Source organism: Castellaniella sp., from assembly GCF_041677825.1.
In the GTDB taxonomy this organism is placed as follows: Bacteria; Pseudomonadota; Gammaproteobacteria; order Burkholderiales; family Burkholderiaceae_B; genus Castellaniella.
On record NZ_JBAYPG010000011.1, the window covers coordinates 39,841 to 52,500 of the forward strand.

At 64.6% G+C, this 12,660-nt stretch carries 13 protein-coding genes; 6 read left to right on the forward strand and 7 right to left on the reverse strand.

Annotated elements, in window-relative coordinates:
• Positions 1 to 39: 39 nt before the first annotated feature.
• On the forward strand, positions 40 to 747 hold the full coding sequence (locus tag WCY17_RS06415) for a Crp/Fnr family transcriptional regulator (RefSeq protein WP_372701349.1): 708 nt from the start codon (positions 40 to 42) through the stop codon (positions 745 to 747).
• A 162-nt stretch (positions 748 to 909) separates the two neighbouring features.
• Here WCY17_RS06415 and hpaE read toward each other — a convergent pair whose 3' ends face one another.
• From hpaE to WCY17_RS06450, 7 genes are all read right to left on the reverse strand, one after another.
• The gene (gene hpaE / locus WCY17_RS06420) at positions 910 to 2,376 is read right to left on the reverse strand and encodes a 5-carboxymethyl-2-hydroxymuconate semialdehyde dehydrogenase (RefSeq protein ID WP_372701350.1); all 1,467 of its coding nucleotides are present in this window, start codon (positions 2,374 to 2,376) and stop codon (positions 910 to 912) included.
• A complete protein-coding gene (locus tag WCY17_RS06425) occupies positions 2,373 to 2,774 on the reverse strand; it encodes a RidA family protein (protein ID WP_372701351.1) in 402 nt (133 codons plus the stop codon). The genes hpaE and WCY17_RS06425 overlap by 4 nt, the downstream gene beginning before the upstream one ends.
• A gap of 29 nt (positions 2,775 to 2,803) precedes the next feature.
• Complete coding sequence (gene hpaD, locus WCY17_RS06430) at positions 2,804 to 3,808, reverse strand: 3,4-dihydroxyphenylacetate 2,3-dioxygenase (RefSeq protein WP_372701352.1); 1,005 nt, start codon at positions 3,806 to 3,808, stop codon at positions 2,804 to 2,806.
• Positions 3,809 to 3,911: 103 nt separating this feature from the next.
• Entirely contained in the window at positions 3,912 to 4,634 is a 723-nt protein-coding gene (locus WCY17_RS06435) for an ABC transporter ATP-binding protein (RefSeq protein ID WP_372701353.1), read from the reverse strand.
• 3 nt (positions 4,635 to 4,637) lie between these two features.
• The gene (locus WCY17_RS06440; protein WP_372701354.1) at positions 4,638 to 6,392 is read right to left on the reverse strand and encodes an ATP-binding cassette domain-containing protein; all 1,755 of its coding nucleotides are present in this window, start codon (positions 6,390 to 6,392) and stop codon (positions 4,638 to 4,640) included.
• Between the two features lie 33 nt (positions 6,393 to 6,425).
• Positions 6,426 to 7,457 (reverse strand): branched-chain amino acid ABC transporter permease, encoded by a 1,032-nt coding sequence (locus WCY17_RS06445; RefSeq protein WP_372701355.1) that lies wholly within the window; start codon positions 7,455 to 7,457, stop codon positions 6,426 to 6,428.
• Positions 7,457 to 8,647 carry an ABC transporter substrate-binding protein gene (locus tag WCY17_RS06450; RefSeq protein ID WP_372701356.1) on the reverse strand — a complete coding sequence of 397 codons (1,191 nt, stop codon included), beginning with the start codon at positions 8,645 to 8,647 and terminating at the stop codon, positions 7,457 to 7,459. The genes WCY17_RS06445 and WCY17_RS06450 overlap by 1 nt, the downstream gene beginning before the upstream one ends.
• Positions 8,648 to 8,946: 299 nt before the next feature.
• Here WCY17_RS06450 and WCY17_RS06455 point away from each other — a divergent pair, with 299 nt between their 5' ends.
• The 5 genes from WCY17_RS06455 to WCY17_RS06475 are packed head-to-tail and all read left to right on the forward strand — an operon-like array spanning position 8,947 to position 12,578.
• The gene (locus WCY17_RS06455; protein ID WP_372701357.1) at positions 8,947 to 9,714 is read left to right on the forward strand and encodes a fumarylacetoacetate hydrolase family protein; all 768 of its coding nucleotides are present in this window, start codon (positions 8,947 to 8,949) and stop codon (positions 9,712 to 9,714) included.
• Positions 9,711 to 10,490 carry a fumarylacetoacetate hydrolase family protein gene (locus tag WCY17_RS06460; protein WP_372701358.1) on the forward strand — a complete coding sequence of 260 codons (780 nt, stop codon included), beginning with the start codon at positions 9,711 to 9,713 and terminating at the stop codon, positions 10,488 to 10,490. Before WCY17_RS06455 ends, WCY17_RS06460 begins: the two co-directional genes overlap by 4 nt.
• Positions 10,491 to 10,539: 49 nt before the next feature.
• On the forward strand, positions 10,540 to 10,941 hold the full coding sequence (locus WCY17_RS06465) for a 5-carboxymethyl-2-hydroxymuconate Delta-isomerase (protein WP_372701359.1): 402 nt from the start codon (positions 10,540 to 10,542) through the stop codon (positions 10,939 to 10,941).
• A gap of 2 nt (positions 10,942 to 10,943) precedes the next feature.
• A complete protein-coding gene (hpaH, locus tag WCY17_RS06470) occupies positions 10,944 to 11,747 on the forward strand; it encodes a 2-oxo-hept-4-ene-1,7-dioate hydratase (protein ID WP_372701360.1) in 804 nt (267 codons plus the stop codon).
• A gap of 60 nt (positions 11,748 to 11,807) precedes the next feature.
• Positions 11,808 to 12,578, forward strand: coding sequence for an aldolase/citrate lyase family protein (locus WCY17_RS06475; RefSeq protein WP_372701361.1), 771 nt, complete (start codon positions 11,808 to 11,810; stop codon positions 12,576 to 12,578).
• Positions 12,579 to 12,660: the final 82 nt, after the last annotated feature.

The window sequence follows — 12,660 nt, forward strand, 5'->3', positions numbered from 1 at the left end:
TATGTATAATGAATCCGGATATTTCCCGTTCCAACGACCATGGCCAAGCACTCGAATGTCTCCAGCCACCGGCTGGCGGCGGAAACCTGGCTCCCCCAGAGCCCGCAGGCCTCGTATCTCGCATCCCTCCGGCACCTGGCCACCACCATCGAGGTGGCGGCGGGCGACTCGCTGTTCGACCAGGGGCAGATCGACAAGTCATTCTATGTCGTGCTGAGCGGGAAAATCCACGTATCGACCATCAGCGAACACGGCTCGGAAGCCATCCTGAACATCATGGGCCCCGGCAGCGTCATTGGCGAAGCCGCGGCATTCCTGCTCAAACCCAGGTTTTCGCGCACCCGGGCCGTGGTCGATTCAACCCTGCTGCGCTTCGAATCCGACCAGATCCGGCGGTTCATCATCGAAGACCCGGACTTCGCCATGGCGCTGCTGTATCTGCTGAGCATCAAGCAGCGCCAGATGGTCGAGCGCCTGCGCCAGGCGATCTTCGACACGCCCGAGCGCCGCATCCTGGATTTTCTGCGTCAGTTCTATTTCACACACCAGGAAGAAGACACACCCGACAATGCCGTCGCCGTGAATCTCACGCATGAGCAGATCGGCAACCTGACCGGGCTATCACGCGTGACCGTCACACGCATCCTGAACCGCCTCAAGACAGAAGAGATCCTTGCCTTTTCAGGCAAGCGCATTCTCCTGCCCGCCGGTTTTCCCGACGGCCCGGCATTCAGCACCTTGCGCTGAACCCGGCCTTGCGCAAGGCCGCGCAGCACGCGCCACCAGACCAGACAGTCAATTGCCGGATCAGCCCGGCCGTTTCAGGCCGACTATTTCAGGCTGACTATTTCAGGCTGACTGTTTCAGGCTGCCCGCTGCCCGCTCGGGCCGGGCGGCCCGGTGCCTGCATCAGGGGTGCTCGAGCCCCCAGCGGGGGATCGGGTGGCTGCCCATGGACACGCAGACGTTCTTGACTTCACAGAAGGTCTCCAGGCTGGCATCGCCCCCTTCGCGGCCCACGCCCGAGTCCTTGATGCCGCCGAACGGCTGGCGCAGGTCGCGCACATTCTGGCTGTTGACGAACACCATGCCCGCCTGGATACCAGCAGCGAGCCGGTGGGCCTTGCCCAGATCCTGGGTCCAGACATACGACGCCAGGCCGTAGCGGCTGTCGTTGGCCAGCGCCAGACCATCGTCTTCATCATCGAACGGAATCAGGCAGACCACGGGGCCGAAGATTTCTTCCTGGGCAACGCGCATTCGATTGTCCACGCCCGTGAGCACGGTCGGCTGGATGAAATGGCCGCCCGCCACCCGCGCCGGCAGATTGGCCGGTGTTGAACCGCCCGCCGCCACCTGCGCGCCCTCGCGCTGGCCCAGTTCGATGTAGCCCATGACCTTTTCCCAGTGCTGGCGCGTGATCATGGCACCCACGTTGGTATCGTACTCGCGCGGATCGCCGACCACCAGCCGCCCGGCCCGTTGCGCGAACTCGCGCGCGAAGCTGTCGTAGATGGAGCGCTGGATGAAGATCCTCGAACCTGCCGTGCAACGCTCGCCATTGATGGAAAATATGGTGAACAGGGCGGCATCGAGGGCCCGCTCGAGATCGGCATCGGCAAAGATGAGCACCGGCGACTTGCCGCCCAGTTCCATCGACAGGCGCTTGATGCCCGCCTGCGTGCTGATGCGCTGCCCTGTGGCGGTACCCCCCGTAAAGGAGATGGTGCGCACGTCGGGGTGCCTGACCAGCGCCTCGCCGGCCTCCGTGCCGTAGCCATGCACGATGTTCAGTACCCCGGGCGGCACGCCCGCCTCGAGGGCGATCTGCCCGAGGCGGTCGGCCGTCATGGGCGACAGTTCGGACATCTTGAGCACCGCCGTATTGCCCAGGGACAGGCAAGGGGCGACTTTCCAGGTGGCCGTCATCAGCGGCACGTTCCATGGCGAAATCAGACCGCACACCCCCACCGGCTGCAACAGGGTGTAGTTGAGCATGGTCCGGTCCACCGGGTAGGTATGGCCATTGACCCGCGTGGCCACCTCGGAGAAAAAACGGAAGTTCTGGCTGGCCCGTGGAATCAGCTGATGCCTGGTCTGCGTGATGGGCAGGCCGGTATCCTCGGTTTCCAGTTCGGCCAGCTCGGGCACGTATTGATCCAGCAGGTCGCCCAGGCGGCGCATGATGCGGGCCCGTTCCGCAGCCGGCGTATTGGCCCAGCGCGGAAAGGCGTCCCTGGCCGCCGCAACGGCCGCCTGGATCTCCTGCTCGCCCCCGCGTGCGATCTCGCCGATCACCTCGCCCGTGGCCGGACTGCGATTTTCGATGACCGCGGCGCTTTCCACGGCCTTGCCGTTGATCAAGTGTGGGATCATGTCGATGCCCCCTTCCTGCGGTAGGCAATGACCTCGATTTCGACCTTCAACCCGGGCCGGGCCAGATGGGCCACCCCCACCGTCGAGCGCGCCGGGGGGTTGTCCGGGAAGACATCGCGAAACACGGCATTCATGGCCTGGAAATCGGCCGACATGTCGGTCATGAACACCGTGGCCTTGACCACGTCCTGCATGTCGGCACCCGCCGCCGCCAGCACCGCACGGATGTTGTCGAATGTCATGCGTGTCTGCTCGGTGATGTCGTCCGAGAACTCGCGGGTCACCGGATGCGCGCCCGTATGCCCGGAAACAAACAGGAAATCGTCGACGAGTATCGCCGGCGAATAGGGGCGGTGCGGCAGCAGCCCTGTTTCTGGCACGATGACCCTGCGATCCATGTCAGGTCCTCCTGGGGGTGATGGGTTGATCAGTCGACGTAGGCCGGAATGGCGCGTTGCGTGGGTGCCACCTTGGGCACGGCCTGCCCATCGAGCGTATAGACGGTCATGGATTCCTCATACCAGCGACGCGGCGGTGGGGCACCCCACAGGCTCTGCCTGCGGGGATCGTCCAGATCCCAGGCAATGGGCTCGCGCTCGCGGTCAACCGTGAGGTAATCGCCGGTATACAGCTCGAAGCGGTTGCCATCAGGGTCGCGCAGGTACACGAACAGCGCATTCGAGATCCCGTGACGCGCCGGCCCACGCTCGATGCTGTCGGCATAGCCCGCGGCCGCCAGCGCATCGCAGGCCCGGATGACACCCATGGGCTCCAGCAGGGAAAACCCCGCATGGTGCACGCTTGGCCCGGAGCCGGTCATCACCGCGATGTCATGGATCGTGGGCTTGCGAAACAGCCACGAGCCATAGACCGAATCCGAGGGCGCGGCGGCGCGCGTGTATTCGGAACAGTAGAAGCCCAGTTCGCGCGTGTACCATTCGTAGCCGACCTGGGCATCGGGTATCAGTATGTTCAGGTGATCCAGGCGAGTGGGGCAGCCATGGCGATGCAGATGATAGCTCTGCAGCAGCCAGGGCACGGATTCCATCTCGGCAAAATACTCGACCTGGAACCCGAGCGGATCCTGCACGCGCAGCGCCCGCCCCTGACCAAGTTCTTCACCCGGCTCCAGCCAGCGCATCGGACAACCCAGGCCCTTGAACTTGTGCGCCAGACGTTCCAGATCCTCTTCGCTCGCCACCTTGAAGCTGAAATGCCCGATGCCCGCAGTGGGCGAGCGCGTCAGCACGACGCTGTGGTGATCGCGATCTTCGATACCCCGAAGGTAGATGTGGTTCTCGTCGCGCGCGGTCTCGAACAGGCCGATGGCATCGACATAAAATGCCCGCGCCCGATCCAGGTCCTGGACGAAGTATTCAATATGCCCCAGCCGCAGGATATTGAAATCGGTCTTTCCTACACGATATTCCATTGGGAGTCTCCTTGGCCACCAAAGTGGTGCTGATGAGTGATTTATTGTGCACGCTCCCGTGCGTTGGGTCTGTATCGACCGATACAGAACAGGAAAGCCGGCATCACGCGGTTTCTGCACCCAGATAACTGCGCAACACATCGGGATCCCGGGCCAGGCTGTCGCCAGGGCCCGATTTGATGATGCTGCCCAATTCGATCAGATAGCCCAGGTCGGCATCGCGCAGCGCAACCTTGGCATTCTGCTCGACCAGCACGATGGTCAGCCCGTCGCGCTGGCGCAGTTCGACGATCACTTTCATGATCTGGTGCACGATCAATGGCGCCAGACCTATCGATGGTTCGTCGAGCAGCAGGATCCGGGGGCGGGCAATCAGCGCCCGCCCGATCGCCACCATCTGCTGCTCGCCCCCCGACAAGGTGCCCGCCAGTTGCCTGCGCCGCTCGCGCAGCACGGGGAACAGGTCGTAGATGCGATCGAGCTCTTGTTTGAAATGCGTCGTCCGGCGTTTCGAATAGGCGCCCAGGCTGAGGTTGTCCTCGACCTTCATCGAGCCGAACAGCGAGCGGGTCTCGGGCACCAGACAGATGCCGCGGCGCACGCGCTCTTCCACGGACATCATGTCGAGACTGACGCCATCCATCTCGATCGTCCCGCTGCGCGCCGGCAAGGCGCCCATCAGGGCCTTCAGCAACGTGGTCTTGCCAGCCCCGTTGGCGCCGATCAGGGTGACCAGCTGTCCCGAAGGGACATCGAAACTGATGCCGTCGACGGCATTGACCTGCCCATAGGACACCACCAGATTCTTCACACTCAGCGAGCTCATGCGTCATTCCCCCAGGTAGGCTGCGATCACCAAAGGATTCTGCTGCACGTCCCGCCGCGTACCCTCGGCCAGCAATTGGCCGTAGTTGAGTACGAACAGATAATCCACGCAGCGCATGACCAGATCCATGTCATGCTCGACCAGCAGCACGGCCATGCCCTGCTCGTCGCGCAGGCGCTGCATCAGCCCGATCAGGGTCTCTTTCTCGGGCCCGCGCAGGCCTGCCGCGGGCTCATCGAGCAACAGTATCCGCGGGCCCGACATCAGCGCGCGGGCCACCTCGACCAGACGCTGGCTGCCCAACGGCAGGCTGCCGACAGGGCGCAAGGCCTGGTCATCGAGGCCCACCTGGGTCAATGCCGCGTGGGCCGCGCTGCGCAGGCGCGCTTCCTCCTGGCGATCGAGGCCAAACGCTGCGGCGAACAACCCGGCCCGGCCGGTGACGTGACCACCCAGCATCACGTTGTCGAGCACATCCAGTTCGCGCACCAGTTGCACGTGCTGGAATGTCCTGGCCACCCCCTGGCGGATCACCCTGTGAGCCTGCGCCGGCATCGTGGCGCCATCGAGTACCACCTGCCCGTCGCTGGGCGGAAATACCGACGTGAGTACATTGAACAGCGTGGACTTGCCGGCACCATTGGGCCCGATCAGGCCGGTGATGCGACCGGCCGGCACTTCGATGGACACGTCCCGAAGTGCCTGCAGACCGCCAAAACGCTTGCCGACGGCCTGCGTGGCCAGCAAGGTGTCGCCCTCAGCCCGTTGCGCGGCGGGCAGGGCCGCAGTGGAATCCGACCCGGACGCCTTGCCACGACGGCTGAGATAACGCGGATTCATCCAGGTCAACAGGCCCTGCGGCCAGCGCAGCAGCGCCACGATCAGGATGAAACCGAACAGAATGGTCTCCATCTGCCCGGGGATGCCCAGCAGATTCGCAAAGACATACTGGGCACCCAGTTCGATCAGGGTAAAGGCAATCACGCCCAGAACCGCGCCCAGAGGATGGGCATAGCCCCCCAGCACCACCATGATGAGCAGATTGAACGACTCGAAGATGCCGAACGAGCTCGGGCTGACGAAGCGCATGTAGAAGACATACAGGCCCCCGGACAGGGCGGCGAGCCCCGCCGAGAGCACGAAGATGCGGATCTTGACGCGGGCGACATCGACCCCGACGGCCGCGGCCATCATGGGCGCCGACTTGATGGCCCGGGCGCCGCGCCCGATACGCCCCTGATAGATGCGGCAAAAGGCCAGATACGTCAGCCCGACCAGGAGCCACGTCAATGCCGACATGCCGCGCACGCCTTGCTCGACGCCGAAGATCTTCAGCGCCGGAATGCCGGACAGCCCGGATGCGCCCCCCGTGACATCGATGGCCGCCACGAAGCAGACATAGATGGCGATGCCCCAGGCCAGCGTGGCAAGGGGCAGGTAGTGGCCGCGCAAATGCAGCGTCAGGCGCCCGATGACATAGGCCAGCACCAGATTCGCCAGCAGGGTGACGAAGATGGCGAGCACCGGATCGACGCCGTAGTCACGCGCCAGAATGGCCGAACCATAGGCCCCCAGGCCCACGAAGGCCACGTGCCCCAGCGACAGCTGGCCGGCCGCCAGCAGAAAGCCCAGCCCGATGCACACCAGGATGTTGGTGCCCGCGATGGTCAGCACCCCCACGTGATAGGTGGACAGCGTTGCGATCAGCAGCCCCACGACGACCGCAGTGACCAGAAAACCAGTTCGGTGTGTATCCATGTCCAGATGAGTCCAGTACCGCATGTGTCCCCGCTAGTCCAGGTTGTCCAGATCGGCACCCGCACGGGCATTGCGCCAGATCATGATGGGAATCACCAGGGCAAAGACCACGGCGTCCCGGTAGGAACTGCTCAGGAACGAGGCAAAGGATTCGAAAATGCCCACCAGAAAGACCCCCAGCACGGCCAGCGGGTAATCCACCAGACCGCCGGTGGCCGCGCCCACGAAGCCCTTGAGGCCCACCACGAAGCCCATTTCGTAGTGGGCCGTCACCAGGGGGGCCAGCAGCATGCCGCTGGCGGCCGAGAGCGCCGCGGCCAGAAAGAAGCTCAGGCGCCCCGCCATGATCACCGGAATGCCGCAATATTGCGCGCCACTGCGGTTGATGGACGCCGCGCGCAGCGCCTTGCCCGTCAGCGTGTAGTTGAAGAACAGGAACAGCGCGATCGCCGCCAGCAACGAGAAACCCATGATGAACAGGGACTGGGCTGCGACATCCACCCCGCCCACGTCGAACCATTGGTCGCTGATGGCCTCGACCGGTATGGGATCGGCGCCCCAGAGCAAGAGTGCCAGCGGATGCATGATCAGCGAGACCCCGATACTGATGATGACCAGCACGATGATGGGATTGTCAGGCTTGGGCTCCACCGTCAACCTGTAGATGATGGGCCCCAGCGCCGCCACCAGCGCGAGCGTGGCCACCATTTGCAGGACCAGCCAGCCAGTGGCCAGGGCCAGCCAGGTCAGTACCGCCAGCACCACGGCCGCCAGGACGTAGATGGTCGCCAGGCGCCAGGGATTGTGATGCTGGCGCCGCGCGCGCACCACATCGAGCACCAGGCACACCGCCCCGGTGATGGCGACGACGTAGATCACGGGGGCAAGCCGCCCCTCCATGAAGGTGGCGAAGGTCAGCGCGCCAAAGGCCACGAATTCCCCCTGGGCGATGTTCACCACCCGCGTGGTGGTGTAGACCAGCACCAGGCTCAGCCCCACCAAGGTATAGACGGCCCCATTGGTGAGGCCGTCGACCAGCAGGAACAGGCTTGTCAAAGCATCCATCAATCGGCCAGAAGCTTGAATTGCCCGTCTTCGACTTCCACCAGCAGCGTGCTGCGTTCATCGATACCCAGGTGGTTGTCAGGCGAGAAGGTGTAGATCCCGTTGACGCCCTTGAGATCCTTGACGTTCTCGAGCGCGTCGCGCACCGCCACGCGCGCGGCCGGCAGATCATTCGCATCGACACCCGCCTGGGTCGCCAGCTTCAGGGCCTCGATGGCCACCAGCATAGTGTCGTTGGCCTGGGCCGAGAACATGTCGACCTTGCCCGGCCCGTACTTCGCGTCGTAGCTCGTGACGAACGCCTCGATCACCGGCCGCAATGGGTAGTCTGCAGGCAGTTGCTCGCGCACGGTGAAGGGGGTGGCCCCGACGATGGCGCCTTCGACGGCCTTCTTGCCCACGGCAATGAAGGACGGTGTAGGTGTACCGGCCCCATGGAAGATCGGGCCCTGGTACCCCACCCTGCGCAGCGCGGCCGTGGCCAGCGCCGAAGAGGGCGGAATGGCGTGGAAATAGACGGCATCGGGCTTCTCCCTGGAGACCTTCAGCGCCTGGGGCGTGAAGTTGGTATCGCCGCGCGCAAAGCGCTCGTCGGCCACGATGTTCAGGCCCTTGTCGGCCGCGATATTCTTGAATTCGACCCAGCCCCCCTCGCCGTAGGAGTCATCCAGCCCCATGAAGGCCACGTTCTTGTAGCCCTTGTCGAGCATGTAGTCTATCGTGTAGGCGATCATCAGACGGTCGGTCAGCGGTGCCTTGAACGTGAACGGGTGCTCGGCCGCCGGGTCGATGACCGAAGCCGCAGAAGCAAGCGACAGATTGGGGGTGCGGGCTTCGTCGACCACCGGGTTGACGGCCAGCGAAGCCGGTGTGGTGGTGCAGCAGATGACCAGGTGCGCGCCGTCTTCCTGAATCAGCTTGCGCACGGTATTCACCGACTTGGCCGGATCGGAGCCGTCGTCGTAGTTGATGAAGCGCACCTTGAAGGGCAGCGTGTCATCCTTGGCGTAGCGATCCTCGAGCAGGTCGAACGTCGAGACGGCACCGGCCGCGATGGCGGATGCGCCGCCCGTGACGGAATTCACGACCCCGACGACAAACTCCGGGCGCTGCTCTGCCGCCTGGGCAGACTGCGCCAGGCACAATGCGGCCAATGAGGCTGCACAAAAAGACAATCCGAACTTGTTCATGGCTTCTCCGAGTAAGGTCATGCGAGCCCAGGCACGACGGTCATGCGAGCCCGGGCGCGACGAATTGCCGCTGTTTTGCATGATGACATTGGACACCGCGACGCCAGTCTAGCAACGCCCGGCCATTGGGGATGTATCGGCCGATACAAAGCCGGACCCGCATGAATGGGTATTTTCCCGCACTCGGGCTGGGGGCCGCCGATGCATTTGACCGATGCGCCGCGACAGTGCAAAGATACCGCGAGATTTCATACACCCGTCGCAACCAGAGGCTTGCCGTGAACCCATTTGCCCTTCCCTTGAACGACACCTATCTGTGGCGCTGCGACCAGCCCGCCCCCGTTGACGTCCCTCTTGAAACCGCACGGGGCTGGCTCGCGGCAGGGGTGGCTGTGCATGCGCCGGTGCGAGGCTCGGTGTACGGTACGCTGCTCAATGACCGCCGCGCCCTGCAGGCGCTGGGCGATGCCGTACACCAGCCGCCCTACAAGGCGCCTCCGCAGGCCCCGGTGCTGTACATCAAGCCGCGCAACACGCTGTGCGCCCATGGCACCCGGGTCGTCGTGCCTGCGGGGGTCGAAGGCCTGCTCGCGGGTGCCGCCCTGGGCGCGGTGATCGGCACGACGGCCTGCCGGGTGCGCGAACAGGACGCCCTGGCCTGTGTGGCAGGCTATGTCATCGTCAACGACCTGACCGTGCCGCACGACAGTTTCTACCGCCCGGCCCTGCCCTTCCGTGTCCGCGACCACAGCTGTCCCATGGGGCCCTGGATCCGTGCGGCCCGCCTGCTGCCCGACCCCGATGACGTCACGCTGTCGGTGTATGTCGACGGCATCCGGCAGCAACAGGCCAGCACCGCCGGCTTCATACGCCCTCTGGGCCGACTGCTGCAGGACATCACGGCCTTCATGACGCTGGTTCCGGGCGACGTGCTGCTCACTGGCGTGCCTGCAGAAGCCCCCCTGGTCAGGGCCGGCCAGTCCGTGGCCATCGAAATCGCCGGCCTGGGCCGGCTGGAAAACCACCTGATCCCGGAATCGCCCTCATTCACTGGAAACAAGCCATGAAACACGCACGCGTCGCCTACGCTGGCGCAATCCATCATGCGACCCCCCACCCTCGTGGCCTGCAGCTTGCCGACGGCCGCGTGCTGGCCGAAGAGGCCGTCGTCTGGCTGCCGCCCATCGAGGTCGGCACGGTTTTTGCACTGGGCCTGAATTACGCCGATCACGCAAAAGAGCTGTCCTTCGACAAGCAGGCCGAGCCCCTGGCCTTCATCAAGAGCCCCCAGGCCATCATGGGCCATCGCGGGCAGACCCGCAGGCCCGCCGACGCCACATTCATGCACTACGAGTGCGAACTGGCCGTGGTGATCGGCCGAACGGCCCGCAACGTGCCCCGCGAAGAGGCGCTGTCGGTGGTGGCCGGCTATACCGTGGCCAATGACTACGCCATACGCGACTACCTCGAGAACTGGTACCGACCCAATCTGCGCGTCAAGAACCGCGACACCTGTACGCTGCTGGGCCCGTGGCTGGTGGATGCTGCCGACATCCCGGACCCCGGCAGGCTGCAACTGCGCACCGAAGTCAACGGTTCGACGACCCAGGAAGGCACCACGGCCGACATGGTGTTCGACATCCCCGAAATCATCGCCTACCTGAGCGGCTTCATGACCCTCGCGGCGGGTGACGTCATCCTCACGGGGACCCCGAAGGGCGTGGTCGACGTCCAGGTCGGCGATGTGGTGACCACCGAAATCGAGCACATCGGCCGGCTGGTGAGCCATATCGTGGGTGACGAGGTCTTCGGCATTCCGGCCGCACCCACCGCAAAAGCCTGACGAGCCCGTCCCGACAGGTCCATCACATCAATTTCATCCAGGAAAGACCATGCCTCACCTCACGCTTGAATACAGCGCCAACCTGCGCCCCCTGACCGACATCCCGAGCCTGCTGCGCAAGCTCTCGCAGGTGCTCGTCGACGAACGCGCCGATGGCCAGCCCGTCTATCCGGTGGCGGGCATCCGCGTGCGCGCCGAACCCCGTGAAGCGTATTGCATTGCCAACGACCGCGTGGCAGATGCCGCCTATGTCCACGCCACCCTGCGCATCGGCAACAAACGCCCGGCCCAGGTGCTGCAGGCCACCGGAGACCACCTGTTCGAGGTGCTCAAGCAGCATTTTGCCGATCTGTACGAGCGCCAGGGTCTGGCCCTTTCGCTGGTGGTCGAGGAATTCCCGCCGCCGGGCGCCTGGAAGCACAACAATCTGCACCAACGCCTGAAGGACTGACCATGCTCGCCGACCATCTGATTCATCAGCTTGCCCAGGAACTCTACGACGCGCGCAAGACCCGCACGCCGGTGCGCCATTTTTCGGCCCGCCATCCCGACATGACCATAGAAGACGGCTACCGCATCCAGCAGGCCTGGGTGCAGCGCGAACTGCAGGACGGTCGCCGCATCCGGGGGCGCAAGATCGGCCTGACTTCGCGTGCCATGCAGCAGGCCTCGCAGATCAGCGAACCCGATTACGCGCCGCTCATGGACGACATGTTCTTCGAGGGCAACGGCGATATTCCCTTTGCGCGCTTCATTGCACCGCGCGTCGAGGTCGAGCTGGCCTTCATCCTCGCACGCGATCTCAAAGGCCCGGGTGTCGATCTGTTCGACGTACTGCGGGCCACCGAATACATCGTCCCGGCGCTCGAGATCATCGACGCCCGCATCGAGCAATACGACCGCGAAAGCGGGGCACCGCGCAAGGTCTACGATACGATTTCCGACTTTGCCGCCAACGCCGGGATCGTCATCGGCGGCACACCGGCGCGCCCGGACGCACTGGACATCCCCAGGGTGGGTGCCATCCTGCTGCGCAACGGCATCATCGAGGAGACCGGGCTGGCTGCCGGCGTGCTGGGGCACCCGGCCACCGGGGTCGCCTGGCTGGCCAACAAGATCGCACCATTCGACGAACACCTCCAGGCGGGCGATGTCGTGCTGTCGGGATCCTTCACGCGTCCGATCACCGGTCAGGTGGGCGATACGCTGCACGCAGACTACGGCCCGCTGGGGCATATTGCCTTCCGCTTTGCCTGACGGGCGAGCAGACTTTGAACCACCGGATTCCAACCCCATTTTCGTCAACGGCTGCCTTTCATGAAACCCAACGCCTTCAAACAGGCCCTGCGCTCGAACCAGGCCCAGATCGGCCTGTGGGCCGGCACGGCCGATCCCTACGTGACCGAGATCCTGGCCGGCACCGGCTTCGACTGGCTGGTCATCGATGCGGAACATGCCCCCAACGACCTGCGCACCATTCTCGGGCAATTGCAGGCCATGGCGCCCTATCCCACAGCACCCGTGGTGCGCACCCCGTCAGCGGATCCCGCCGGCCTCAAGCAACTGCTGGACATCGGCGCGCAGAACCTGCTGATTCCAATGGTGGACACGGCCGAACAGGCCCGGGCGCTGGCGGCCGCCACGCGCTACCCGCCGCAGGGTACGCGCGGCGTCGGCACGGCACTGGCCCGGGCGGCCCGCTGGAAACTGATCCCCGACTATCTGCAGCGGGCCAATGACGAAATCTGCCTCATGGTGCAGGTCGAATCGGTACGCGCGCTGGAAAACCTCGAGGCCATCACGGCAGTGGATGGTGTCGATGGCGTGTTCTTTGGCCCGACGGACCTGGGTGCCTCGATGGGCCATATCCACGACCCTGGCAACCCGGCCATCCGCCAGGCCGTCGAAGACGGCATGCGCACGGTACTTTCGATGGGCAAGGCCGCTGGTGTGCTGACCACCAGCCAGGCCTTTGCGCAAAGCTGCCTGGCGCTGGGTGCCCAGTTCGTCGCCGTGGGCCTGGACACCCTGCTGATCATCGACGCCGCCAAGGCGCTGCTGGAAAAATACCGCCCAGCGAAGCCCTGATCACGGGCAGGCCATGTGGCCAAAGCCTGCCGCCTGCTGCGGCAGCTGAATCACCCGAGCCCGCCGCAGGCGCAGACGGGCC